Annotated in this window: 12 protein-coding genes; 4 read left to right on the top strand and 8 right to left on the bottom strand. The window is 62.7% G+C overall.

The annotated features are described in order from the left end of the window. A partial coding sequence (locus ACV4UY_RS00480) for an energy transducer TonB (protein WP_491605709.1) occupies positions 1-823 on the top strand: 823 nt, incomplete at its 5' end. A gap of 423 nt (positions 824-1,246) precedes the next feature. Here ACV4UY_RS00480 and ACV4UY_RS00485 read toward each other — a convergent pair. Next, entirely contained in the window at positions 1,247-1,897 is a 651-nt protein-coding gene (locus tag ACV4UY_RS00485) for an RT0821/Lpp0805 family surface protein (protein WP_491605710.1), read from the bottom strand. Positions 1,898-2,235: 338 nt separating this feature from the next. On the opposite strand from ACV4UY_RS00485, the gene ACV4UY_RS00490 reads away from it, so the two are divergent. Genes ACV4UY_RS00490 through ACV4UY_RS00500 form a run of 3 tightly spaced genes read left to right on the top strand, consistent with a single transcriptional unit; the run spans position 2,236 to position 6,819 of the window. Beyond that, the gene (locus ACV4UY_RS00490; protein WP_491605711.1) at positions 2,236-3,396 is read left to right on the top strand and encodes an efflux RND transporter periplasmic adaptor subunit; all 1,161 of its coding nucleotides are present in this window, start codon (positions 2,236-2,238) and stop codon (positions 3,394-3,396) included. After that, complete coding sequence (locus ACV4UY_RS00495) at positions 3,393-5,351, top strand: MacB family efflux pump subunit (RefSeq protein WP_491605712.1); 1,959 nt, start codon at positions 3,393-3,395, stop codon at positions 5,349-5,351. The genes ACV4UY_RS00490 and ACV4UY_RS00495 overlap by 4 nt, the downstream gene beginning before the upstream one ends. Positions 5,352-5,361: 10 nt before the next feature. Next, on the top strand, positions 5,362-6,819 hold the full coding sequence (locus ACV4UY_RS00500) for an efflux transporter outer membrane subunit (protein ID WP_491605713.1): 1,458 nt from the start codon (positions 5,362-5,364) through the stop codon (positions 6,817-6,819). A 201-nt stretch (positions 6,820-7,020) separates the two neighbouring features. On the opposite strand, the gene ACV4UY_RS00505 is transcribed toward ACV4UY_RS00500, so the two are convergent. From ACV4UY_RS00505 to ACV4UY_RS00535, 7 genes are all read right to left on the bottom strand, one after another. Then, positions 7,021-10,503, bottom strand: a complete 3,483-nt coding sequence (locus ACV4UY_RS00505) for a mechanosensitive ion channel domain-containing protein (RefSeq protein WP_491605714.1) — start codon at positions 10,501-10,503, stop codon at positions 7,021-7,023. An 86-nt stretch (positions 10,504-10,589) separates the two neighbouring features. Further along, the gene (locus ACV4UY_RS00510) at positions 10,590-11,414 is read right to left on the bottom strand and encodes a Crp/Fnr family transcriptional regulator (protein ID WP_420905943.1); all 825 of its coding nucleotides are present in this window, start codon (positions 11,412-11,414) and stop codon (positions 10,590-10,592) included. A 3-nt stretch (positions 11,415-11,417) separates the two neighbouring features. Beyond that, positions 11,418-12,152 carry a SapC family protein gene (locus ACV4UY_RS00515; RefSeq protein ID WP_491605715.1) on the bottom strand — a complete coding sequence of 245 codons (735 nt, stop codon included), beginning with the start codon at positions 12,150-12,152 and terminating at the stop codon, positions 11,418-11,420. Positions 12,153-12,155: 3 nt separating this feature from the next. After that, positions 12,156-13,079, bottom strand: a complete 924-nt coding sequence (locus ACV4UY_RS00520) for a peptidylprolyl isomerase (protein ID WP_491605716.1) — start codon at positions 13,077-13,079, stop codon at positions 12,156-12,158. A gap of 77 nt (positions 13,080-13,156) precedes the next feature. Next, positions 13,157-14,977: a POTRA domain-containing protein gene (locus ACV4UY_RS00525; protein WP_491605717.1), complete on the bottom strand. Its 1,821-nt coding sequence runs from the start codon at positions 14,975-14,977 to the stop codon at positions 13,157-13,159. A 16-nt stretch (positions 14,978-14,993) separates the two neighbouring features. Beyond that, positions 14,994-16,544: a hypothetical protein gene (locus ACV4UY_RS00530; protein WP_491605718.1), complete on the bottom strand. Its 1,551-nt coding sequence runs from the start codon at positions 16,542-16,544 to the stop codon at positions 14,994-14,996. A 240-nt stretch (positions 16,545-16,784) separates the two neighbouring features. Next, positions 16,785-26,135, bottom strand: a complete 9,351-nt coding sequence (locus tag ACV4UY_RS00535; RefSeq protein WP_491605719.1) for a hypothetical protein — start codon at positions 26,133-26,135, stop codon at positions 16,785-16,787. Positions 26,136-26,462 lie beyond the last annotated feature (327 nt).

The raw sequence follows: 26,462 nt of genomic DNA on the forward strand, positions 1-26,462 counted from the left end.
GCCGCCGCCCAAGGAGACGCCGCCCCCACCGCCGCCGCCCAAGGAGACGCCGCCCCCACCGCCGCCGCCCAAGGAGACGCCGCCCAAGCCGGAGGTGAAAAAAGAGGGGATCAAACCGCCGGAACCGGAGAAGAAACCGCCGGAAAAACCGGAGAAGCCGGTCGAAAAGCCGCCGGAGAAAAAACCGCCGGAAAAACCGCCGGAAAAACCGGAGAAGCCGGCTGAGAAAAAACCGGAAAAACCGCCGGAAAAACCGGAGAAACCGGCTGAGAAAAAGCCGGAGAAGCCGGAGAAGCCGACGGAGAAGAAACCGGAGAAACCGGAGAAACCGGAGAAACCCCTGGAGAAGAAGGAGGAGCCCCTGGACTTCTCCAAGGCGATCAACAAGCTCCAGAAGAGCACGCCGGCCACCAAGAGCGAGGAGACCCCCTTGGATTTTTCCAAGGCGATCAACAAGCATCAAAAGGCGACCACCGAGGCCAAGGCCGTGGGCACCGACCATGCCCCTGCCTCGAGCAACGATCCACCGGTCTCCGCGTTCGCCATCTCACGGTGGCAGCACGGAGTGACCAACAAGGTGCGCGACAACTGGCGCAAGCCGGGTGGGTTGCGTGGCGAAGCGGCTCTGGAGGTGATCGTGGTGGTGCAGGTGGGACCGGATGGCTCGCTGGTCAATCCGCGCGTCACCCACCCCTCGGGGAATGCGATCTACGACGAGTCGGTGATGCGTGCCATCAGCCGCACGGTGTCGGTGGATCCACCGCCGCAGGGGTGTCACGAGTGTCGGGAGCTGGAGATCCGTTTCCGTCCGGAGGTGGAATAAACCGCACCCATTTTGGGATGCGTCGTTTCTCGCAAGGCTGCGTGCAACATACGGGAGTCGTTTCCAAAAAACGGAAACGACTCCCGCAAAGGCTGCGCGTGGCGCATTTTTCGCAAAAGGCCGCGAAGAATGCTTCTTTCGAAGAACGCGCTAAAATCAAAAACTAAAATCATAATGGCTTTGCCCTTGGATCCCACCAGAGGGATAATCCTCCTGGACCCTTGATCATGGAACGACGCATCCCGTGATGGGGGAGGTTCAACACGCAAGGGTTGGGGGGCGATCCCCCACTTTGCGAGATCCACGGTCGGGGGGCTCTCCCTCCGGCCTGTTTCTTGGGATGGCAGGTCGTGGTTTCAGGAGGTCACGGAAACCCGTGGTCCATGAGGGCGCAAACCTTCGAAAAACACCGCCCTTCCCGGCTCAATACCGCCGCCAGTGGCGGTCGCGCCAAGCCCGATCGTAATAATGGGGGCGCACGTGGTAGGGGGCATGGTAATAGTCCGGGTAGTAGACCCGTCGCGGAACCACCACCGTGGGCGCCGACTCCACCACCACATAACTCGGCGGCGGGGACGCCACCACGGTGCGCGTCACCACGGTCGGCGCGTCCAGGGTGACGCGATCCATCAAACGCCACTGCCCGGCCCCATCCCGACAGGAAAGCCCGGTCAAGGACTCGCGCCGCGCGTCGATGGTGGCCTGGATCTCCACCTCGCGACACACCTGTCCCCCCATGTGCGCCGCCGGACGCGGGGTGACGATGTAGGAGACGCGGCTCTCCGGATTCACCCAGGTGGTGGTCTGATAAGAGGGTGCATACTCCAGGGAGCGGTAGACCACCGCCCCCCCCTGCCGCTCCCGTTCGTTGCCGGCGGCATACCCCAACAACCCACCCGCCACCGCGCCGATCAGGGAGTTCTCCACCCGGTTTTTCATCGGCCCGGCCAGACTGCCCACCATGGCACCGGTCAAGGCACCCACCGCCGCCCCGCTTCCGGCATCCGAACGCGCCTGCGCGGGCGCCACCAGCAACCCCGTCACGGTCAGGGGCACGATCAGCCAACGTTTCATCCGGGTTCTCCTTTTCACCTGGATACCTACTGGTGGGTGGAAGATGATAAAGCCTGCCATTTCAACGATCATCCATTACGGCTCCGCAGCCTCCCCCGCATCAAAAGTCTAACAGTCGCGGCAACGCGCGGTCAAGAAAAAGGCCAACCATCGAAAGCGAACCGACAAATCTTTGCAATATTGGCAATTGACAAATTCCGCCAATTTAGCAATTAATGTAACTGGCATGATGGGGGGAACCCCTCACCCCCCGACCGTGGACCTCCCCGACGGGAGTCCCACGGTAACACTCTTGCGCCTCTCCCCGGCTGCCAGATCAGAAAAACAGGAATCACGCCATGTCTGGAATCAAAAAACTGGTGATCTTTGCCCTGCTTGTCGCGCTTGGCGCGGGTGGATGGTACACCTGGTCCAAGCGCGAGGGCTCGGACAAGAGTCTCCAGACCACCGCCAAGGTGACCCGAGGCGACATCGAAGAGACCACCACCGCTCTCGGCACCCTGCAACCGCTCAACTACGTCGATGTCGGCACCCAGGTCTCGGGTCAGTTGATGAAAATCCACGTCGCCCTCGGCGATACGGTCAAGTCGGGCGATCTGTTGGCCGAAATCGATCCGACCCTCTTCATCACCAAGGTCGAATCGGATCGCGCCCAGTTGCAGGTGTTCGAGGCGCAACTGGCGGAACGCAAGGCCCACCACGCCCTGGCCAAGGCCCAGTACGACCGTCAAAAGGGGATGCTGGCCGCCAACGCCACCAGTCAGGACGCCCACCAGTCCGCCGAGGCCACGCTGAAAAGCTCCACCGCCCAGATCGCCCAGATCACGGCCCAGATCCGTCAAACCGAATTCAGCCTCAAGGCCAACGAAACCAATCTGGCCTTCACCCGGATCCTGGCCCCCATGACCGGCACCGTGGTCACCCTGCCCGCCCGTCAGGGCCAGACCCTCATCGCCGCCCAACAGGCCCCCATCCTGCTGCGCATCGCCGACCTCTCCACCATGACCGTCTGGACACAGGTCTCCGAGGCCGACATCACCCGCCTGAAACTCGGCATGGAAGCCTGGTTCACCACCCTCGGTCAACCGGACAAACGGCACTACGGCAAACTGCGCCAGATTCTCCCCTCCCCGGACGTGGTGAACAGCGTGGTGCTCTACAACGCCCTGTTCGACGTGGAAAATCCCAATCTGGAACTGGGCATCCAGATGTCCGCCCAGGTCTCCTTCGTGCATGCGGTGGCCAAGGAGGCCCTGCTGTTGCCGATCACCGCCCTGGCCATCAAGGGCAAACCCGGCGAAGCCACGGTGCGCCTGCTCCAGGATGGCACGCCCGCCACCCGCAAGGTGACCCTCGGCGTCAAGAATCGCCTCCAGGCCCAGATCCTCTCCGGTCTGGAGGAGGGCAACGAGGTTCTGATCGGGGGCGCGGAGAAAAAACCCACCTCCGGCGGCTCGATCTTCGGCATGAGCCATCCCGGTGGAGGAAAACCGCGATGAACGCCAGCATGGCCGCGTCGCAACCGATCATTCGCCTGGAACGGGTTGACAAAAGCTACATCTCCGACGACCTGACGGTGGAGGTGTTGCACGAGGTCAGCCTGGCGATCTGGCCCGGCGAGTTCGTGGCCATCATGGGACAATCCGGCTCGGGAAAATCGACCCTGATGAACCTGATCGGCTGCCTGGACCGCCCCACCAACGGACGACTGCTTCTCAACGGCCAGGATATTTCCGAACTCGACCACGACGGCCTGGCCGCTCTGCGGCGACTGGTCTTCGGCTTCATTTTTCAACAATACAATCTGCTGCCCACCGCCTCGGCGGAAGAGAACGTCGAAATGCCGGCCATGTACGCCGGCCACGCCAAAAACGTCCGCCTGACCCGCGCCCGCGACCTTCTCGCCACCCTCGGGCTGGGCGACCGGCTGCACCACCGTCCCAGTCAGCTCTCCGGCGGTCAACAACAACGGGTCGCCATCGCCCGCGCCCTGATCAACGGCGGTCAGGTGATCCTCGCCGACGAACCCACCGGCGCCCTGGACAGTCGCGGCGGACGGGATATCCTCGCCCTCCTGCATCGCCTCAACGCCGAGGGACACACGATCATCCTGATCACCCACGACGCCAACGTCGCCGCCGAGGCCCGCCGCGTCATCACCATCGCCGATGGTCGCATCGTCTCCGACGCCAACCGCGCGGAATCCACCCAGGAAGATCCCACACCCCAAACGAACCCGTCCCAGAAACGCGGGGGCCATGTCATCGACATCCACGAGACGATCAAGATCGCCCTGCACGCCCTCAAGGCCAACCTGTTCCGCACCGTGCTCACCCTGCTGGGCATCATCATCGGCGTGGGATCGGTGGTGGCCATGCTGGCCCTCGGCGACGGCGCCAAGGAAGAGGTGCTGGGACGCATCCAGGCCATGGGAAGCAACCTCCTGCTGGTCCGTTCCGGCGCACCCAACATGCGTGGCAGCGGCGGACAGGTGGCCACCCTCATCCCGGATGACGCCGTGGAGATCGCCAAACTCCCCAACGTGCGCCATGCCGTGCCGGAGATGAACGGCGCGGTCACCCTGCGCATCGGTGGCAACGACTCCCAATCCCCGGCCACCGCCACCACCGCCGATTTCCCCATGGCCCGCGACTGGACCACCGACAAGGGGATCTTCTTCTCCGCCGAGGATGTCAAAAGCTACGCACCGGTGATCGTGCTCGGCAAGACCGTGCGTGAAAATCTTTTCGGCGCCGATTCCGATCCGGTGGGACGCTACCTGGTGGTCAACAACATCCCGTTTCTGGTGATCGGCGTTCTGTCCAGCAAGGGGGCCACCCCCTTCGGCAACGACATGGACGACGCCGTGTTCGTCCCTTTGACCACCGGCGGCCTGCGACTCTTCGGACAACGGTTCCTGCGCAGCATCAACGTCGAAGTCGAGGATATCTCCCAGATCGACGCCACCCAGGAGGCGATCACCCAACTGTTGACCGCGCGTCACAAGACGGTGGATTTCCAGGTGCGCAACATGGCCTCGATCCTCGATACCGTGACCGAAACGCAGAACACCATGACCATCCTGCTCGGCTCCATCGCCGCCATTTCGCTCCTGGTGGGGGGCATCGGCGTGATGAACATCATGCTGGTCAGCGTCACGGAACGCACCCGCGAAATCGGCATCCGCATGGCCGTCGGCGCGCGACGCGGCGACATCATGACCCAATTTCTGGTCGAGGCGCTGGTGGTCTGTCTGTTGGGAGGCATTCTGGGGGTGGCCGGAGGCGTGCTTTCCGCCTGGATCGCCACCCGCTTCAACGTACCGGCCCGTTTCACGGCCACGCCGGTGGCCATGGCCTTCGGGTTCGCCGTGGCCACGGGATTGATCTTCGGCTTCATGCCGGCGCGCAAGGCGTCGCATCTGGATCCGGTCGTGGCTCTGGCCGACAAGTGAGGTACAAACGATGAAACCAATCCAGGGATCGCTCTCCTGCCTGGCGTCGCTCCACCCCCGGCACCGCTTCGCCCCCCCCGGTGCGCGGGCTGGAGTCCTGATGGCACTCGGGCTGCTCGCGATCAATGTGTCGCTCACCGGCTGCGCCAACCGCGACGCCACCCCACCGCCCCTGCCCGATCTCCCCGCCGCCTGGAGCAACCCCAGCACCACGCCCGGCGCCGCCCTCCCCGCCGCTCCCTGGTGGCAAACGTTCGGCAATCCGCGCCTCGACACCCTGGAAGAGCGGGCACTCACCAGCCATCCGGACATCCAGGCCGCCAAGGCACGCCTGAACCAGGCGGAAATCCGCGCCCGCATGGCTGAAAGTCCGCTCTTCCCCACCCTCGCACTGTCGGGAAGCGATCAGGTCTCCGGGCAGGGCCGAAGCGGCAAGAGCGTGCGCGCCTCCCAGACTTCGCTCGACGCCAGCTACGAACTCGACTACCGAGGTCGCAACCTGGCCCTGATCGACAAGGCCCAGGCCGAATCCACGGCGAGCCGCATGGATCGCGAAGCGGTCCACTGGACGCTGACCGCGGATCTGGCCAGCGCCTACCTGCGCCTGCTGACCCTGGATCACCGCCGTGAACTGGCCCGGCAATCCCTGGAGGCGGCCCAACGGATCCTGGAGTTCACCGCCAAACAGGTGGCCTTCGGCCAAACCGCGCCATTGGACGAAACCCGCCAAAAACAGACCGTCGCCTCCATCGAGGCCCAGAACGCCGCCCTGGATCTGCAACGGGCCCAGGCCCGCGATGCCCTGGCCATGCTCGCCAACCAGCCGTTGTCCGCCATCCGCGAAATCGGAGGCAAACTCGCCGACTGGCGCATCCCCGAGGTGCCCGCCGGAGTCCCCTCGGATCTGCTGCGCCGTCGCCCGGACATCCGCCGCGCCGAGGCGGATCTGATCGCCTCCCAGGCCGATCTGGCCGCCACCCGCGCCGCGCTCTTTCCCGCACTGGAATTGACCGGCGAACGCGGCTATGCCAGCAAGGGGCTCAAGGAGCTGATCTCACCCGGCAATCTGCTCTGGAAACTGGGCGCCAGCCTCACGGTCACTCTGTTTGATCGCGGCAAGCAACGCGATGCCATCGCGGTCGCCGAGGAGTCCCGGAAGGCCGCCGTGGCCGCCTATCAGAAGGCGATCCTCGCCGCACTCAAGGATGTGGAGGACAATCTGGCCGCCATCCACTGGCTGGCTGAACAGGAAAAGGCCCAACAACTGGCCGAGGAGGCCGCCCGCGAGGCGCTGCGGCTGGCCGAGGTGCGCCATCGCGCCGGCGCGGTGGATTTCATGAACGTGCTCGATGCCCAGCGATCGCTGTTGCAGATTCAAGATGAGCTGCCGCAGACCCGTCAGGCCCGCCTGAATGCCGCCATCGGACTCTTCAAGGCCCTGGGCGGACCGATTCCGAACGCACATTAAACCGCACCCACTTTGGGATGCGTCGTTTCTCGCAAGGCTGCGCGCGGCGCATTTTTCGCAAAAGAGGCGAAAAATGCTTCTTTTGAAGAGTGCTCTAAAATCAAAGGCAAAATCAAAACCCTGGGAGAGGACTCTCCCAGATCCTCTCTTTTTTTTCACCAATGAAAACTACGCATCCCGTGATGGGTGCGGTTTAGCCTCTCAACGACCCGAAACCGGCGTCTCCGTTGCATGTCCCTCGGCAGCCATCTCGGGCGCGGCGATCAACCCGCCTCCGCGAATGCGCACCTCCTGTTGCGGCAGGGGAATCTCGATGTCGTTGGCGCGGAAGGTGTGGTTGATCGCGGTGTTGAGCCGGTCGGTCATGTTGGCGCGGATATCCGGATCGATGTGGTAGACGCGCAACTGAAACTCCAGGGCGCTGGCGCCGTGATTCATGAAAAGCACGCGCGGCGGCGGATCGCGCAGCACCAGGGGATCCCGTTCCGCCACCTCCATGAGAAGCTTGCGCACCCGTTCGATGTCGGAGCCGTAGGCCACCCCCACATGAATCACCAGCCGCACCTCGCGGGAACTCAAGGTCCAGTTGATCACCTCCTTGGTGATCAGATCCCGGTTGGGGATGAGGATCTCCTGAAGATCCTGACTGATCACCCGCGTGGCGCGGATGTTGATGCGGCGCACCTCGCCCATCACCGCCCCCACCGAGATGCGATCGCCGACCCGTACCGGACGTTCCAGGAGCAGGATGATGCCGCTGATGAAATTGGCGACGATCTCCTGCAAGCCGAAGCCGATGCCCACGCTGATGGCCGCCGCCAGCCAGGCGATCTTGCCCACGTCCACATGCAGCGCGGAGAGCGAGGCCGGCAGACCGATCAGCACCACGGTGTAGCGGCTCATGGTGAGAATGGCGTAGCGTACCCCCTGATCCACCCGAACCCGTGAAAAGATGAACAGCTCGAGTATCCCCGGCAGGTGATGCACCAGCCACACCGACGCCACCAGGATGATCACGAACCGGATCATGTCGGCAACGCTGATCACATCCACGCCGCCATCGGCCAGGGTGGCGGTGAAAAGGGTGTATTCGTGGAGAGCGTCCAAGGTCTGGCGGTTGACCCCCCAATACGAGGCCAGCATCCATCCCCCGCCGATGATGAAAAGCAGCCTCAGGAAGCGCCGGATGCTCAACGCGGACTGATGCAGATCGTCTTGGGCATCCTCGCCCGGCGCCACGGCCATAACCCAGTGGCGATCCCGACCCAGGCTCATGGCGACCGAGATGGAGAGTCGATACAGACCAATCAGCAGAAAGATCGTCACCAGGGTCAACAGACCATTGCGGGTGATGGTGGCCGCGCCGAAGCGGTAGCCAAAGGCATCGATGCCAACCACGGTGAGGATGCCAAGCAGCAGCAGACGGCTGATCAGACGCCAGTTATCGGCCAGCAACCCGCCGCGCGGCTGGTGTCCACCGTTCGGGGTTTCGCTGGTCTCCAGGAAGGCATGACGCACCAGAGGGGAGGAGTCGCGAATGAGATAATAGAGCACCGCGGCCACGGTCAGTTCATAGGCGGTGTAGCCGAGACGCGGCAGGGCCTGGAAATCGAACGGCGCTCCCCGAAAGATGATCCACGGCATCAGCAGGCTGGGATAGGCGATCAGCAGCACCCGGACCGCCCGGTGCAGCGTTTTGGAAAGATCGCGCGGCATGTCGAACTGACTGCGCGCCACCGCTCCGGAGCCGAACAGCGCGCGGTTCAAACGCCACAGAAAGACGAACAACGCCACATGCATCAGCACCCGCGCCACCACCTTGCCCACCCCCTGGGGCAAGCCGGCGGCCTCGATGGCCATGGCCGCGATCAGAAAATAGACCGACCACAAGCCCGCCTCGGCCAGAGCCGCCAACACGGGCAGAAACCACGCCCGCCCTTCCCGTTCGCTCTCCGGGCGCTGTTTCCAGACTTCCATGGCCCGCACCCAGCGTCGCGACAAGGGGATGCCGACAAAGAGCGCCATGAGCAACATCGCCCCATAGAACAGCTCAAGCGGATGGGAGAGCGCCTCCAGCAGATGCTGACCATTCCCGGTGGTGAAGACCCGCTCGAGCCATTTGATGAAGCTGGTGTCGCGCTCCGTGCCGAACAGCTCATCCAGCATGCCGGTGATCAGCGACCAACCGAGCGGATCCGCATCCTGGATCCAGAAAACCTTCGACAACACGAACCGCTCCAGGGAGTCGAGCACGTTGGCCCGTTCCGAGGTCAGAAGCTCCAGGCGGCGCTCATCGACGTTGATCTCGAAGAGCACCTTCTTCTCGTCCAGCAATCCCTGACGATAGGCATCGAGGGCCTTGGCGCTCTTCTCCCGGAACAGTGCCTCCTGTTTGACATCCAACGCGATGTTCTCGCCGCTGGCCGACGAGAGCACCTGCCACTCGCCACGCCACTGCTCGCGGAGGTTGACCAGTCGGGCCTCGATCTCGACGCGCCGTGCCTGCGCGGTGGTCAATCGTTCACGCAGCGACGCGGAGAGCAGATGTTCCAGTTCCAGGCGCCGCTCGCCCATCAGCCGGAAGGTGGATTTGAGCAGCTCCGCGGCCATCCCCTGGGAGCCGAGTCGTTTCACCAGGGCGCCGAGGTTGCCCAGTTCCGCCTCCTCCTCCTTGATGCGCGTCTCCTGTCCGGTGATCACGCTCGCCAGCTCGGTGCGCAACTGATGCCATTCCGCGGTGTTCTTCTGACTCTGCGCGACCAGGATCTCCCGTTGCGCCAAAAACTTCTCCAGAGGGGTATGGGCCTTCTCGGCCAGCTTCTCCTTCTGTTCCAGCGCGCCGCTCTTGGCTTCGAGAGCCTGGGCCTGAAGGTGGCTCAACGCCTCCTGATAGAGCTTGATCTGCTGCTCTTCCCACTCGAAAATCCGCTGCGCCAGCTCCAACTCCTTGTCCAGACGAACGCCGTTCTCCTTTTCGAAGGCCAACTCGGCGTTCCAGAGCGCCACCTGCGCCTGACTGACCGCCTGGCTCAACTCCGCGTTGTCGAGCTTCAACGCCACCAACCCCTTCTTGGCCGCGTCGGCCTTGCCGGAGAGGGTGGGCAGTTTGCGCCGCTCCTCCTCGGCGGCCTTCTGGGTCTGCTTGGCCTGAAGGATCAGCTCTGGAATCCGTTGCAACAATTGACGCCGCGCATCGCGGGCATCCTGCAACCCCTTGACCGTCTTCAACCGCTCGGCACGTTTCTCCTCGAGCTGCTTGAAGGCATCCTGGGTCGGATTGGCGGGTGGCGGAGGGGGCGCTCTCTTCTCCCACTCCCGGATCCTGGCATCCAGATCGGCCTCTCCACGCCCTTTTTCCGGTTTGGATTGCGCCATCTCGCGCCGCCGGACCAGGGTCTCCTCCAACTGGCGCAGCAGCACCACCCGATCCTTCAGGGCAGCACGGCGCCGGCCTTCCTGGCTCTCGTCCGTCACATCTCCGGCAATGGCGGCCAACTCCTGATTCAACAGGCCGATGACCGACTCAACGGTCTCCGCGGTCAATCCGGTCTGCTTCCAGACCGGACTCAACGCGGTCAACTGGGGGGAGTCCGCCGCGCAAAGCGTCACGGACCATCCCAGCACGAGCCAGAAGGCCAACAGCCGCTTCCATGTGAAGCGCCAACCAGAACGATGTGGGTTCATGCAACGATTCCCCGCCGGGACACGCAGTGGGCAGGTCGATGGAGCGGGGGCCCAGCCTAGCGGCCCCCGTTTGGAAATGATGAATTCTATTGCGGAATCTCGAGATTACGACTGCGGAAGGCATCCGACTTGCGGCCCAGATCGAATTTTTCGGCCTGGATGGCCATAAGGGTGCTCTTCCAGGCATGACGCGCGGCCTTCAACACCAGGTACCCACCGAAATCGCCGAATTGGCCATAGAGGTAGTCGTCCGGATCGCGGTTGGCGGACTTGATGGCATTGACGAACTTGCCGGGGATCTGTTCGGTCAGTTCGCTCATGCGCACCTTGTTGCGGGTGCCCTCGCTCTTGTTCTCGATGACCGCCTCGCCGTTGCCGACGTAATAGATGAAATACCCCTCCTGAGCAAAGATCTGTTTGTTGACCTCCACCTTGACGCCGATCATCTCGGCGGCGTGCGGGTTGCTCGTGTCGAGGCCGAAGGTCTCCTTGGTACGCAGATCGATGATGTCGTTCAGATGGGTCACCAGGATGGTGATCAATTTGTCCTTGAGAAAGTCTCGCACATCCGGGGAGAGATCGTGCATGATCTTGCGATCGAACTCCAGCAGGATACACGGTTCGATGGCCACGATGCTCGCGCCACGGGGCTTGGAGCTTAGAAAGGCGATTTCTCCGAAGATGGCGCCGGGCTTGAGTTCGTTGATCGGATTGACGTTCGGCTTTTTGTAAACGTTCACCTTGCCCTGGAGCAGCACGAAGAACGAACCGGACTCATCCCCTTCGTTGATGATCGGCGCATTGGCCGGATACTTCTTGAAGAGGGTGTCGAGACTGGCGATCTCGGCCTTGGCCTGCGGGGTGAAGTCGGAAAAGAATTTGATCTTTTCAAGTAATTGCACATCAAACATGGCTTATTCTCCTCCCGTGCGACGCGCCATAAGTTCCATCAAACGTCCCAGGTTGCCGAGCGAGGCCAGATGGGCATGGACCCACGCCAACTCACCGCAACGGAACAGTTCCAACGCTTGTGGCTTGCTCAGCTCCAATAATTTTTTCTCGTCCACGACCAACAGATCCGGACTGGCCGGCACCCCCCACCCGCGCATTTCGGGACGATCCACGACGCTGACGAACAGGTCCATCCCCTCCAGGCGGTTGACGAACACCTCCGTGCGACGTACCCACTCCTGAAACTGTTGCAGGAAACGGACCGCACTTTGCAGCCAGGGGGTTTGTTGGCCCTGGTCATCGAAAAGACGTTCGCCCACCCCGGTGGATAAGATTCCAGAATAGGCTGCATCGATGCACACGGTCAACTGAGAATCGTGTTCCCCACCCGCCAGAACGAACGGATAGCGTCGCACGAAGCCGGGTATGTAGCGTGCCTCCCAGACGCCATCCGGTCGCACAAAGAGATTTTCATGGTCTCGCGGGCTCAGCAAGACCAGCGGCAGGATTTTGCTCCCCACCCGTGCGAAGAAGATGGCATACTCCCTGGCCGCCTCGATGGACTCGGCACCAGTCAGCAGCACCGAATTGGTGCGGGCTGCGAAATCATAGGGGCTTTCCTGCCGGATGATACGCCACTGCCGGTGGCGTTGTCGGTCCAGCACCACCGGCTTCTGATAGAAAAGCAGCTCCGCCATGCGTCACTTCAACAAGGCACGGCTCTGCTCGTTGAGGGAGATCTGGGTCTTGCCGAGCAGTTCGCTGACATAGGCGTCCTTGTTCTCCTGGAGTTTCTTGTCCTTGAGCATCTTGGTCAAAGCCGGCTTCACCTCGTCGTAGGGACGCGGGGTGGGCTCCTTGGTGCCACGCAACTGCACGACATGCACGCCCTGGGGGGTTTTGATCGGACCGGCGACCTCGCCGTTCTTGAGTCCGGAGATCGCTTTCTGGAATTCGGGAAGCAGTTGATTGAGAGGCACCCAACCCATGTCTCCGCCCTGGGAGGCCGAGGCCGGATGTTGGGAGAACTTCTGAGCCAGACTGGCGAATTCAGACTCCTTTTTCTGCACCATGGTCATGTAGCGCTCGGCCAATTTGAAAAGATCCTGCTTGGCCTTGTCGTCCATGTTCGGCTCGTACTTCAAGAAGATCTGGGCCACGTTCACGGTCTGGGGAAGCATGAAACGGGATTTGTTCTCGTCGTAGGCCTGACGCACCAGGGACTCCTCCGGATATTTCGCGGGGACCTTGGCCGAAATGTTCAGAAAATTCTCGACAAGAACCCCCTCCCTGGCACGCTCCATCATGAAGGCCACGTCGCCCTTCTGATCGATCTTCTGCTCGCGGGCCTTGGCCAGGAAGTATCTGCGCAGCATCGCCTCGCCGATCTTCTGTTTCATCAACTCGGGATTCTCGAGAAGGTGCTTCTTGACCTCCTTGTCGCTGTTGTTCATCAGGGTCTGGAACTCACCCACGGTGAGGTTCACACCGCCCATGGTGGCCAGAGGAGCGTTTTTGTCGCCTCCCTTGTCTGCTTTCTCGGCGCCCTTATCTCCAGGGGCGGCGTGAAGTTGCGTCGGCAGCGCCAGGGAGAGCATCACCAGCATGCCAGCCAGTCCAACCATCCGGAAAACCATTCTCATAACCATTTCTCGTTCAGTTCCTTGCAAAAATGACCCGCTGCAATGCATCCCCGACGCGCCTACCAGCGCGCCCCGATGTTGAGCTTGATCTGCTCCTGGTTCTGCTCGAAGGCATTCACCATCGACTGATATTCCAGATCCCCGAAAAACATCTTGTACTTGAAGGAGAGATTCAGGAAACCGGTCTCGGCATAGCACTGATAGGAACCTCGGATCAGCACATTCTCACCGCAGCCGGGATTCTCGTCCCAATAGTGGCCGTAGGAGGTGGCATGACGAAAACCGACCATCATGTTGACCACATCCTCGTAGATCGGTCGCCCGATCGCCAGCGAATAACGGTAGCCCGAGGGACCGTTGTTGGCGCCCACGAAGTTGTAGGCATTGGGGATCTTGTCGCTCGGGGTGTACTCGCCATCGAACTGGAACACGGCGGAGAGTCGATACGGCAACATTTGCAGACGCGACACGGAGAGATAGAGCTTCCAGAAATCGGGCTCCAGGCCATTGACGTTGCCGATCGGACCGTTCACGTTGAGCTTGTTGACCGCGGCGGCCATGTTTTCCAGCTTCCAGCGCACGTCGTCGTCGGTCATGGAGCCGAACACCCCGGAAAAGGCGTGTTTGACGCGCAAGGCGGCGGTGTTGGCCGCTGGTCGCTCGGGGAGCAGGGAGTCCATGACGGTGGCGCGCAGGGAGAGTTCTCCCACGAACAGCTTGTCCTCGCCATGCACGATGGTATCGCCGGCGTTGTAGCCCGGAAAGGCGGTGTTGAGTCGGGTCGTGGCGGTGGAATGCTTCTTCTCCAGACCGATCCCCCACCAGAAATCACCTTCGTCCACCAGGAAGGGCTTTTCATAGCGCACGGCAAAGGTATCGGAATCCCCTTCGTAGAGCACCACATCGTTGCCCACCTCATCCGGGTCCAACTGGTAGCGCACCGTGGTGTAGGACATCTGCAACACACCGCCCTTATCCCCAAACGGTCGGACGTAGTTCATGGCCAGACTGTTGGAAAACTCCGGGTGGAGCGGGTTGGCGGTGAAGATGGCGGAGATCGAGTCGCCGGCTCCGGTGATGTTGTAAAGAGCGCCGGTATAGCGACCGCTGAATTCGCCGGTATAACGGCTCGCCTGGTTGTTGAAGGAGAGCGCATGGGTATCCTCGAAGTCGGTGATCTTCAACACGAGGTTCGAGGTGCCCTCCGGCGCCTTGTGCAGGGTCGGCTCGATGCGGGTTCCCGGCAGTTTGGAAAGCAGTTTAAGACGGCTGTTGAGGGTCTCCAGATGGATGATCTTGCCGACCAGATCGTGAAAGTGCTGGCTGAACACCCGCGCGTCGTAACGATAGCTGCTGCGACCGGTGAGCTGGATCTGGGCGAGCTTGTTCTCCTCGACCTGCAGGATCACCGTTCCGTCGGAGACGGTCTGGGCCGGAATGATGCACCGGGATGTGACATACCCCTTGGAGGTCAAAAGCGTGGTGATCCGCGCGGCGATGTCTTGAAGTTCCGCCGAGGTGACCTGCTTTTCCAGGCGCGGCTTCACGACATCGATGATCTCCTGGTTCGGCAACGTCTGGTTGCCGATCACCTTCACGCCCTTCAAAAAGAAGGTCACGGCCTTGTCGATCTGACTCTCCGGTTTCGGCTGCGCGCCGGGATCGACCTCGATGTCCCTGACCACGCCGGGCTGACCCTTGCGCTCGTTCTCGGTCACCGGTTGATTGGGAGCCGCGCGCTCTTCGAGTTCACGCAGACTCTGTGGCGAGGGGGCGATGTCGGTCGGCAGACCGGCGGCCCAGCCGTGATTCTGGAACAACACTGCCAAGCCAGCCAGCGCCAGGCTGGCCAGCCAACGAATTCGTCCGTGGGCGGTCATGGCGCGCAAAGTCCCATCACGTGGCCGGGCAGGTCAATCGGGTGGCACCATTGAGGTTCATGCCCTGAATCTCTTCAAACAGCGTTTTCGTGCCGGTACCGGTTTTCTGACTCAGGCTCTTGCCGTCGTTGAAGCGAAACGTGCAAATCTGCTCTTTCGTGGCCAGGGCGAACAGGTGGTAGCTGGCGGCGCTGTCGGTGGTGTAGCTGAACAGCCGGAATCCAGCGTAGTTGAGATTGATCGCGGCGGCATTGACTTTTCCGCTCTCGGCCCAACCATACTGACTCTTGGCCGAGTCGTAGGACAACGTTTGATTCAGGAAGGCCATGCCACCGCTACCGGCCACGGTCACTCCCGAGGACGAGTAGGTCAAACCAAAGCCGGTCAATCCACTCAGCGTGACATCCAGGGGCGTGACCCCGGTATTGGCCGTGGTCGCGAGGTTATAGGTCGGCATGATGAACAGCGATGCGAACAGGTTCGCCAGGGGCGATGTCGTCAACACCTTGCCGGCCTCGATGGCAGAGTCCTGGGTTTTGACCGGATCACTCAGATTGACCGCCGCCGTCGTGCTGATCAGGGTAACGGCTTGCGCCGGCGTCGTGGTGGATACCAGGCTTTTCACCCAGTTGGTCGTTGCCGCGACCACCGATTCGGAGTTCTTCATCGCATACTGGCCGGTAGCCAGCGCATCGACGGTATTCTTGAGCGTGTCGGTGACGGTTTTGACCGCAGTTTCGGCCACGGTCTCGGTGACCCCCGCACCGAACAGCGTGGCCACATTCTGGGGCGTGACCACGGAGGCCAGGGCGGTGCCGATATCTTCGGGCTTGGTCACGGAGAGCGCGCCATTGGCGGCTGCCGCATCGCGCAGACCTTGAAGAATGACGCCGGAGTTCGCGGCGCTGACACCCATCTGGACCAGATTTTCCTGCACCGTGGTCAGATTCGCGGCAACCGATCGGAGCGTGTTGGCGGTGGCCGAGGTATCGGTCGAGGCAGGAATGCCGGTGGTGGCCGCACTCTTGACCGTGTCAGCCGACAAACCGGCAACCGGGGTCGTGCCATTCCAGTTTGCCGGAATCAACGCGGATATCGGATTCATCCGGATCACCGAAGGATTGGGGCTGTAGGCCACGGTGATGGAGGCGCCATAGGGAATATCGGTGTTGTAGGTGAAAATGCCATCACCGTCCAGATCCTGGAAGGTCTTGATGAGCAAGTTTCCTTGTGCATCGAAAATCTTCACCAGACCGGTGACCGGATCGATTTCGTTCCGGCTGGTCGCGGTGATCGGCGGGGTGGCGACGTTGGCGAAGTAGTAGGTTCCCTTGCCCTGATCCACGGCGACGGCGCTCTTCGAATCGGTCAGGGTGAGGCCGACGATGTTGCCGTCCTGGACCACCACGGTGGTGCCCGAGGGGCCACTGGAGCCTCCGCCGCCGCCCCCACCGCAGCCAGGAAAAGTCAGCCCGATGGCCGCGAACATCAGCAGGGTCGAGATACCCCGCAATGGCTCGCCCCATCCGGACCGGGTGGCAACAGAGAGATTCGCGATTTTCTTCATGCGTGACTCCATCGGACGTTGCACGATTACGCGCGTTCGGGATGGCCGATTCCTGCGATCTGAATCATCCGATCCCGGCACGGGTGAAAAAGCCATTGTGATTTACCATAATAAAAGAAAGGCGCGCCAGCCGCAATGGGCAAACGCGCCTGTGTCGGGTTTTCACCCATGCCATCCGAGCCTCCCCCATGACAGGGAGTCCTCGGATGACAGGTGATAGGCCATCCCCCGCGATCTTGGTTACGGGGTGCCGAACAGCTTCTTGAAGAAGTCGAGGAAGACGTTGCCGGTATCGCGCTCCGTGCCCAGGGTACCCACCGTGGTGGTCTGGGTGGCCTTGGCGTTGGCGGCATCCACTGCCTTCAAGGCCGCACTGGCGATATCCGAGCCGGTGCCGGTGGTCGAGGCCGCCGCACCACCCGAAGTGGTGTAGGTGGCTACGGTGTCGGCCTTCTTCTCGGCCCGCTTGGCGGTATCCGTGGTGGTGGAGAGGGTGTTGGTGCCGTCGGTCACCGTGCCGCCTTGAACCGTGCCGGTGGCGGTCACGTTGCCGGAGGTGGAAACCGAACCTGCCGTCACCGCACCCGTCGAGGTCACCGAACCGGCGTTCACCGCGCCCGTCGCCGTCATCGTGGCCGCGTTCACCGCGTTCGACGCCGTGACGTTGGCCGCCGACACCGTGCCACTCGCCGTGATGTTGCCGGCACCCGTCAGGTTGCCGCCGGAGAGCGTCGCGACGTTATCCGACACGCTCGTCGTCCCCTTCACCGTCGCGCCCTGCACCGCGCCAGAAGCCGTCACCGAGGCCGCGTTCACTGCGCCCGTCGCCGTCATCGTGGCCGCATTCACCGCGTTCGACGCCGTAACGTTGGCCGCCGACACCGTGCCGCTCGCCGTGATGTTGCCGGCACCCGTCAGGTTGCCGCCGGAGAGCGTCGCAACGTTATCCGACACGCTCGTCGTCCCCTTCACCGTCGCGCCCTGCACCGCGTTGGTCGCCGTCATGTTGGCCGCCGTCATGTTCCCGGTCGTCGCCACCGTGCCGCTCGCCGTGATGCTGCCAACGTTGGTCAGGTTGCCGCCGGAGAGCGTCGCGACGTTATCCGACACGCTCGTCGTCCCCTTCACCGTCGCGCCCTGCACCGCACCGGTCGCCGTCATGTTGGCCGCCGTCATGTTCCCGGTCGTCGCCACCGTGCCGCTCGCCGTGATGCTGCCAACGTTGGTCAGGTTGCCGCCGGAGAGCGTCGCGACGTTATCCGACACGCTCGTCGTCCCCTTCACCGTCGCGCCCTGCACCGCACCGGTCGCCGTCAGGCTCGCTCCAGCAATCGCGCCGCCGGTGATGGTCGTGGTGTCGCCGGCGGTGGTCGTCGCGACCGTCACCTTGCTGGCCTTGTCCGTGGCGGTATTCACACGCTCCATGGTGTTGGCGAGCACCGCGGCGGTGGTCGTGGCGGCCTTGCCATCCACGACATGCGCACTACCCGTATCCGTCACCCCGAATTCCGCCAGCACGTTCACGCGGTTGAACGCCTCGGTGGCGATGATGCTGGCGTCGCTCAGCGAAGAGTTGTAGGAATTCAACGAGCCGGTGAAAGTCGTGGTGCCGTCCGCCTTCTGACCGGCGAAGAACTCGGTCGGGGTCCAAACCGTGGTGCTCGCCGACATGGTTCCAGCCATGTCGAAGGTGACGCCGTTGTTGGCCACGCCCGACGCCGCGCCGTTGATGATGAAGGAGATGTACTTGGCCACCGTGTTGGTCGAGGAGAAGTAATCCAGGCCCAACAGGTTCTCCAGCGTGGTGACCCTCGAGGAGAGGCTGACAAAGAAGTCCGCCACATCGCCGCCCGAAGCGTTCAGATTGCCACCCGAGAAGGATCCGGTCACCCCGTCATTGACCGGCGTCACATAACCAGCCCCCGTGGCCGAGGCCGCAAGAGCGTCATAGCCGGTGATCGAAACATTGAGGAACTTGCCGGTATAATCGGTGTAGGCCAATCCACCACCCAATCCGGTGTTACTGCTGTTTTTGGCCTGTTCCACATAAAGCAGGGGAGTGGCCGCATGCGAAGCCGATGCCGCGCTGGTCGTGAGATCGCCCAGGTTGATATTCAGACGATCCGCGGTGGTGGTCCGGGTAGCATCCCAGTCAACCTTGATGGCCTGGGTGGTGGCCCCGTCACCCACCACACCCTGTGCGGTCAGATTGAACGCTTCCGCCTTCAGGAAACCGGAATTCGCGCTGTTGGTGGAGAGAATGCGCCCCGAGGTGGTTCCCGTGGTAAGCGTAATATCCTTGAGATATTTGAGATTGGCACTACCAAAATAGGCTGATGTAAAGTCTGGAGCGGTGCTGTTATACGCCAGTCCAGAGCCAACGGTAGCCGTGTCATTGAGAATGGCCGAGCTCGTATTGGTCGCGGCGATGAGACCATCCAGGGTGATATCCTTGGTAGGATTGGAGATCGAGACCGAATACTGGCTGCCTGTGGAATCGACGACAAAGATATTCCCGACCGTGAGGGCCGAACCACCAGACGTGACAAGGGTGACATTGCCGGTCGCATAGGAGTCGGCGATCGTCGGCGTGACGATGCCGGCATCCAGGGTCACGGAGCCGCTGCTGGCGAACGCCAGCGAGGTGGAGGCGGTGATCACGCCGGAATCGGTGATGTTGCCGCCCGCGCCGGTGGTGGTCAACGACACGGTGGTACCCGAGGTGGTGCCCACGCTCAGGGTGCCGGCGGCAGTGGCCGACACCGCGCCGGTGGAGGCCGCCGTGAGGGTCATGGCCCCGCCCGAGGTGGCGGTCAGACCGCCGCTGCTCACCACGGTGAGGGTGGTGGCATCGGTTTCGACGATCGTCACGGCGCCGGTGCCGGCGGTCACGTTCCAGCTCATCACCGCGTTGTTGGCGTGGTTGAGATTGACCAAACCGTTCGAGGAGGTGGTCACGGTGGTGTCACCCGCCACGATCGACCCACTCTGGGTGATCGCCGAGGTGGCCGCGCCGCCGCTCGTGGTCGCAAGCGTCAGGGTGCCGGTGGTGTTGACGCCGGCGATGGTCATGGCGTCCGCTTCGGAGATCTGAATGACGCCAGAGCCCGAGGAGACATTCCAGCTCGTCACCTGGTTGCCACCCGTGGTCAAGGTGATCGCGCCGTTGCCCGCCGAGCTGTTCAAGGTGGTGGCACCGGCCACGATCGCCCCGGATTGGCCGATCGAAGCGTTGGCAGGCGTGGTGCTGCTCGTCGTCAGGCTCAGCGTGCCGTTGGAGTTGACGCCGGCGATCACCATGGCATCCGCCTCGGTGATCTGAATGATGCCGGAGCCGGAGGCCAGGGTCCAGTCACTGACCATGTTGCCAGCAGTGGTCAAGGTGATCGCGCCGTTGCCCGCCGTCGAGGTGATGGAGGTGACGCCGGCCACGATGGCACCGGTCTGGGTAATCGAGTTGGCCGCCGAGGCATCGGAGTTGACCAAAGTCAGGGCGCCGGTGGTGTTCACCCCGGCGATCACCATGCCGCCGGTCGTCTGCGTCACGGCGATGGCCCCCGAACCCGAAGAGAGGTTCAAGGATGCAAAATTGGTGGTGCCATCCAGGGTTATGGCCGCATTGGTGGTGTTCAGCGTCGCCGCGCCCACCGCGATGGTGGCGCCCACCGCATCGGTGATGGTGCCGGTGCCAGCAGCCGTGGCATTCAACGCACCCTTGGCGCTCAAGGCCCCTCCGGTGGTATCGATCGAACCAAGCACCACATTACCCGCCGCGCCACCCGCCGTCATGGTCACCGCGGCACCCTTGGTGGTGATCGCCGCGCCGGCGGCCTGCGTCACATCCCCGCTGTTGGAGACCAGCGACACCGTGCCACTCGTCCCCGGAGTCGTGGCGCCAGTCGAGATGTTCGCGTTGGCGTTCACCGCGCCACCGGTCGCGGTCATGCTTACGTTGCCCCCCGTCGTGGCGGCAACCGTGCTGATCGCCGCGCCCGAGGTGATGGCTCCGGCACTCGAGGTCAGCGTCACGGCGCCACCCGCCGAGGTGATGCCTCCGCTATCGTTCACCGAGGTTCCGCTGATGCTCACCGCACCATTCGCGGTGGTGATCGCCGCCGTGGTCGCCGCCGCGCCCGCCGCGGTCAAGGTCGCGCCACCACTGCCGGTGGTGATCGTGGCGTTGGAGGTGATGCCATTGCCGACGCCCGTCGAGGTCATGGTCACGCCAGCCGTGCCGCCACCACCGGAAACATTGATGGTACCGCCCTGGGTGATGGCACCCGACGTAGCCGTGATACCCACCGAACCGCCGGACGTGGCGATGGCCCCCGTGGTCGTCACGGCTCCCGTGGTGTTCTGCACGGTCACCGTCCCACCCGTGGTGGTGATGGCGCCCAGGGACATGCCTGCCGCATCGGTTTCGTGGATCGTCACCGTGCCGGCGCCGGTTCCATTGACAACCCAGTTGCCGGTCAGGACATTCGCCTGTTGCAGGTCGATGTTGCCGCCATGATTGGAGGTATCCATGGTCACGCTGGTGGCGTTGATCGCGCCGGTCTGCGTGAGATTGCCCGCGGTCCGCACGGTCAGGGTGACAGCGCCACCGGTCAACCCGGCGATACTCATGCCGTTGATCTCGGTCAACTGCACCGCGCCACCGGCGGCTCCGGCATTGACACTCCAGCTCGACACGTCGTTGGCGGTGTTGGTCAGGGTGACATTCTGACCGGTGGCGGTGATCTGCGTGGCACCCGCCGTGATCGCGTTGGCCGCGCCGGCGTTCTGGGTGATGGCCCCCGTGGCGACCAGGGTCAACGCGCCACCCGAGGTGCTCACCTTGTCGAGGTTCATGGCCCCGGCCTCGGTCAGGGAGACCGCGCCACCACCGGTGGTGACGTTCCAGCTTGTCACCGCGTTGTCGGCGTTGGTCAACGTGACGGTCTTGGTATTGGCCCCGGAGGTGTTCATGGTCACCGCGCCGGCGACGATCTCGTCGGCGGCGGTCCCGCCCTGGGTGATCACGCCAGTACCAGCCGCCGAAGCCGTGGTGGTCAGGCTCACCGTGCCGGTGGTGTTGATACCCTCGGTGTTACCGTTTCCGGCGATGGTCATGTCGCCCGAAGTTTGCTTGATGGTGAAGTTGCCGGCATTGCCGACACCGGAGGTCAAGGTCAACGAACCAAAAGTGGTCGTCGCGCCGCCGGTGTCGTCCAGGGTGATGTTGCCGGCGTTGGTGGTCACCTTGAGATTGCCGGTGACATTGATCGCACCCGTGGTATTCGTCACCGTGTCACCGGCATTGGCCACCGCCTGCAAGCTGGCCGAGGCTGCCGTCAAGGCGGCGATGACCATGGAGGAGTCCTCGCGCACATCGACCGCGCCCCCCGCGGCGCTCACGCTGAGAGAACCGAAATTCACCGTGTCACCCGCCTGATTGCCGAGGGTGATCGACGTACCCGTGAGGGTCGCCAGTTCGTTCACGTTGATCGCTGCGGCGTTGCCGTTGGTGATGGAGCCGGTCGAGGCCAGATTGGCCGTGGCACCCCCGGTGGTCGCGGTCACGCCGGCCAGAACCATGGCGCTATCCTCGCGCACATCGATGTTGCCGGTGGTGGCGGTCACGTTCAAGGAACCGAAGTTCACCGCGTCGCTGGTCTGATCGCCCAAGGTGACCGACGTACCACTGAACGTTGCCAGGCCGGAGATGTTGATCGTCGCGGACGCCTCGTTGGTGATCGTGCTGGTCGAACTGATCGAGGCGGTACCCGCCGCCGCCGACACACCCTTCAGAACCGTGGCGCTATCCTCGCGCACATCGATGTTGCCGGTCGTGGCGGTTACGTTCAACTTGCCGAAATTCACCGTGTCACCGGCCTGATCACCCAGGGTGACATCCGTGGCCGAAAAGGTTGCCATATCCGTCACGCTGATCGCGGCCGCAGCCGCGTTGGTGATCGTGCCGGTCGAGGTCATGCTGGCGGTGGTCGAGGTGGAGAGTCCCGCGATCACCATGTTGCTGTCTTCGTTGATGGTGATCGCGCCACTGCCGGAACTCAAACTCACGGAACCGAAGTTGACCGTATCGTTTGCACCGTTCGTGCCCAGCGTGATCGCCGCATTGGTGCTGGTGAGGGTGGCCAAGCCGCCGACGGAGATGCTCACCACGCCCGTATCATTGGTGATCGAACCGTTGGCGGTTAGCGTGGCGGTACCCGCGCCGGTGGTATTGACACCAGCGATCAGCATGGCATCGTCTTCGGTGAGGGAGATCGCGGAACCGCCGCCGGAGGTCAGATTCACGGAGCCCAACTTGACCGAATCACCCGCCGCGGAACCGATGGAGATCTGCCCGGCGGTATTGACCGTCGCCAGACCACCCACCAGGATCGTGGCATTGGCGATATTGTCCAGGGTGGCCGCGCCGGTCGTCGTGACGCTGAGAGCGCCCGTAACGCCCACATTGCCCAAATGAAGGTTGCTTGCCGAAGTCACATAGGCGCTGGTGGCGGCCACGTTACCCGGATAACCCGCGTTCGCGGTGGGACCGGTGATCACCAGGGCCGTGGTCGCGACCACGCCGATGGCATTGCCATTGGAACCGATGTTGACGCCGGACAGGGTGAGGGTATCGCCGCTGACGACATTGCCGGTGCCGGTGATGTCGCCCGAAGCGGAAAGGGTGACGTTCTTGGCCGCCCATTTCGCCAGGGCGTTGCCCAGAACGATGTTGCCATTGGAGGCGGTGAAGGTGACGTTCGGCGTCGCGGCAATGGCGGTGATTTCGGAGTCTTCCAGGGCATTGGCCGTTCCACCCGTACCACCCAGGGTCAGGTTGCCGCTGGTGTCGGTGATCTGCAACGTGTCCGCCGCCGCGGCGGTGACCACGTTGGTGCCGGAGAGATTGACCTCGGGCGCGGAGAGGGTCAGGTTGCCCTTTCCGGACTGAATCGCCAAACCCGCGTTGTCGAAGGTCGCCGTGGTCCCGGAGAGGGAGATGCTGATGCCGCCACCGGTCGCATCACTGGTGGTGTAGATGGGATTGCTCAGGGTCAGGCTCTGATCCGCGACGATATGCACCCCGTCGAAGGTCTGGGTGCCCGAAGAGTTGGAGACCGCGCCGGTGGTGTTGTTGTAATGCTGCATCACCAGACCGGTCGTCGCCACCTTGGACATCTGAATCGCGGCGGTGGAGATACCGATGCCCGAAGTCGCGTTCGCTGCGCCGTTGTTGCTCGTCTCTCCGTAGAGGTTGATCTTCTGGGCGGTCAGGTTGGTGGTCGAACCCGAGGCGTGCAGCAGATCGCCGCTCACGATCAGGTTGATGGTGTCGTTCGTATCCAGGGCAGCGTTCGAATCGCGGACCTGGATCGACCCCAAAGAGAGATCGCCGATGGAGCGGATGTTGATGGAGTCGTTGGTGGCGACGTTACTGTCGCCCGCCGCGATGCTGACGGTGCCCGTGGCCGTGATGTCGAGATCCGCCGAACCCACCGACGTGCCGTTGAGGGTCGGGGCGGCACCGACGCTCCCCTTGGCGTCAATGGTGATGGCCTTGGCGGTAATGTCGGCGGTGGTGTTGCCCGCACCGGCGGACGAGGTGAAATTCGTATCCGCCGCAGCCGTGACCGCGCCGGTCACCGTGGCCGTGAAATCACGATTGGCACTACCGTCGTTGACCGTGATCGTACCACCGGTGACGGCCAGCGAACCGCCGTACAGCGTCAGGTCGTTCTTGGAGACGATGTTGGCGGTGATGGTGATGGCGCCGGTGCTGGTGGTGGCATTGCCGCCCACCGTGCCACCGATCTCCAGTTTGCTGCCCGCCCCGCCCGCGCCAAAGGCGAGCAGGTCATCCGCCGTCAGATCCAGGCCGGTACCGGGCCGGGTGCCGAGGTTGATGGCCCGGGTCGAGGTCTTGGCGCTGATGGCCGCCTTGCCACCGGCATCGATGACGATCTGGTTGGCGGTCGGATTGGCGAAGGTGACCGTATCGGAGACGATGTTCAGATTGGCCAACTTGATGCTGCTGGCTGCGCTGGTGGCAAAGTTGACCGCCTGATTCGCCGCGTTCAACAAGGTCAGGGTCGAACCCTTGGATGCCGTGCCGTCAAAGGTGCCATCCACGGTGATCTGCGCATCGTTGGTGATCTGGATGGTGGCGCCACCGGTTTTGGTGGTGGAACCGGTGCTGAGATTCAAGGCGCCGGTGTTGGTGATCGTGGTGTTGCCCGCATCTTCGAGGAGCAGGTTCGTGACTTTGGTCTTGGTGCTGGAAATGGCGGTACCGTTGCTGTTGCTGATCACCAGCGTGTTGGCCGTGATGTCGATGTTGGCCGCCAGGGTCTGCAACCCCTGGAAGGCGCCGGTTCCGGAGGTGCTGCCATTCGGATTGCCCAGGATGACCCGATCCGCGACCACCTGGTCGAGCTTGACCGTCATGCCGTCCACGGCGTTGATGTAGACATCCTTGGTGGTCGAACCACCGCTGCCGTTGCTGTCCACCTTGATCGACGGGGTGGTGGAAGGGGACTTGGCCCCGATGTTCAAGCCCGTGGTCTCGGAGGTACCGACGGCGGAGGTGGTCTGGATGGCGGTGCTGGCGGCGGTGACCTTCTTGGTGACCCCCTGGGTCAACACACCCCCGGCGGCGATGCTCACGGTGCCGGTGCCGGCGTCGATGTCACCCAGTTTGACCGAACCGGTGGTGCGCAGATCGATGTTGCCCCCATTCGCGGTGACCGTCAGCTCGCCACCCGAACCGAGGGAGAGCTGGCTGTTGGCGCCAATGGAGACGGCGTTGCCCGAGGAGGTGCTGCCGGTGATGGTGATGTTCTGGGCCGAGGTGGTGCCCGAGCTGCCGGTGTCGTTGATGGTGACCGCACCATCGGCACGAATCACCAGATCGGTGTTGTTGGAGAGGGCGAAGTTCTTGTTGATGGTGACATTGTGACTCGAGCTGCTCGGGAGGGCCGTGAAAGTCAATCCGAAGTTGCCACTCGACGATGTACTCAAGGAGTTCCATTCGGTGGTGCCGGTGTTGGTGATGTTGTTCGGCAGTTGGGTGTACAGACCCAGGTTGCCGGTGGCGATCGTGGCCGTGTTGGCGATGCTCAGTCCGTTCGGATCGACGATCACCACCGAGGAGAGACCCGGCGAGGAGAGGGTGCCGGCGATGGTGGTGCCGCTGCCCCCCTCGACCACGTTCAACAGGGTGAAGGAGGGGCTGTTGGCGGTGATGCTCAACACCTTGCCGGAGTCGATATTGAACCCGGTGGTGGCACCGCTGTGATCCCAGTTGATGATCGCCTTGCTGTTGGCGCCCAGATTCAGAGAGTTGGTGCTGCCATCCACATTGCGGTAGGTGACGGATGACAGGTCGTTGGTCTGGATGTTCTTGATGTCCGCGGCTTTCGGCAGGCCCGTGTTGTTGGCGTCGATCACCCCGTTGTTCACCCAACTCCCCGCCGTGCCCGGCGTTCCCGCCCAGCCCGGAGCGACCGATCCATACACGGCCATCATCGCCGCCAGGGAGAGCACGCGCTGTCCCGTCCGTTTTTCGCGAACCAACTGCTTCGAGGATGGGACTTTCACGGTTCTCGTTTGCGCGGTATGCATCTCGTGCCTCCAGACAGGATGTTTTTCCCGAACCAGCCACGCGACGGGGCACCGTCTTGACGGGGGGTTCGAAGGATCTTTTTTGTATGATGGGCGAAGCTTTAAATTTAAGGATTGGTGCGGCTTTGGGTGACCGGAACCGACGGAGGGCGGCATGAACGGTCGTTTAAACACAAAAAAACCGTTAAAAAGTATACACGAATACCCGTTGCAAAGCAAACGAAAAGCACTCTTGACAGGCTTTTCCGTCACGTCTCGTCTTATATCGGTCGCTTTGCCAGCCAACTTGAGCGTCAAAATGAG

The sequence above is a fragment of the Candidatus Magnetaquiglobus sp. genome (assembly GCF_058402785.1).

Coding starts and splice junctions, on each gene's coding strand:
- ACV4UY_RS00485 (WP_491605710.1), bottom strand. CDS start 1,897: ATGAAACGTTGGCTGATCGTGCCCCTGACCGTGACGGGGTTGCTGGTG.
- ACV4UY_RS00490 (WP_491605711.1), top strand. CDS start 2,236: ATGTCTGGAATCAAAAAACTGGTGATCTTTGCCCTGCTTGTCGCGCTT.
- ACV4UY_RS00495 (WP_491605712.1), top strand. CDS start 3,393: ATGAACGCCAGCATGGCCGCGTCGCAACCGATCATTCGCCTGGAACGG.
- ACV4UY_RS00500 (WP_491605713.1), top strand. CDS start 5,362: ATGAAACCAATCCAGGGATCGCTCTCCTGCCTGGCGTCGCTCCACCCC.
- ACV4UY_RS00505 (WP_491605714.1), bottom strand. CDS start 10,503: ATGAACCCACATCGTTCTGGTTGGCGCTTCACATGGAAGCGGCTGTTG.
- ACV4UY_RS00510 (WP_420905943.1), bottom strand. CDS start 11,414: ATGTTTGATGTGCAATTACTTGAAAAGATCAAATTCTTTTCCGACTTC.
- ACV4UY_RS00515 (WP_491605715.1), bottom strand. CDS start 12,152: ATGGCGGAGCTGCTTTTCTATCAGAAGCCGGTGGTGCTGGACCGACAA.
- ACV4UY_RS00520 (WP_491605716.1), bottom strand. CDS start 13,079: ATGGTTGGACTGGCTGGCATGCTGGTGATGCTCTCCCTGGCGCTGCCG.
- ACV4UY_RS00525 (WP_491605717.1), bottom strand. CDS start 14,977: ATGACCGCCCACGGACGAATTCGTTGGCTGGCCAGCCTGGCGCTGGCT.
- ACV4UY_RS00530 (WP_491605718.1), bottom strand. CDS start 16,544: ATGAAGAAAATCGCGAATCTCTCTGTTGCCACCCGGTCCGGATGGGGC.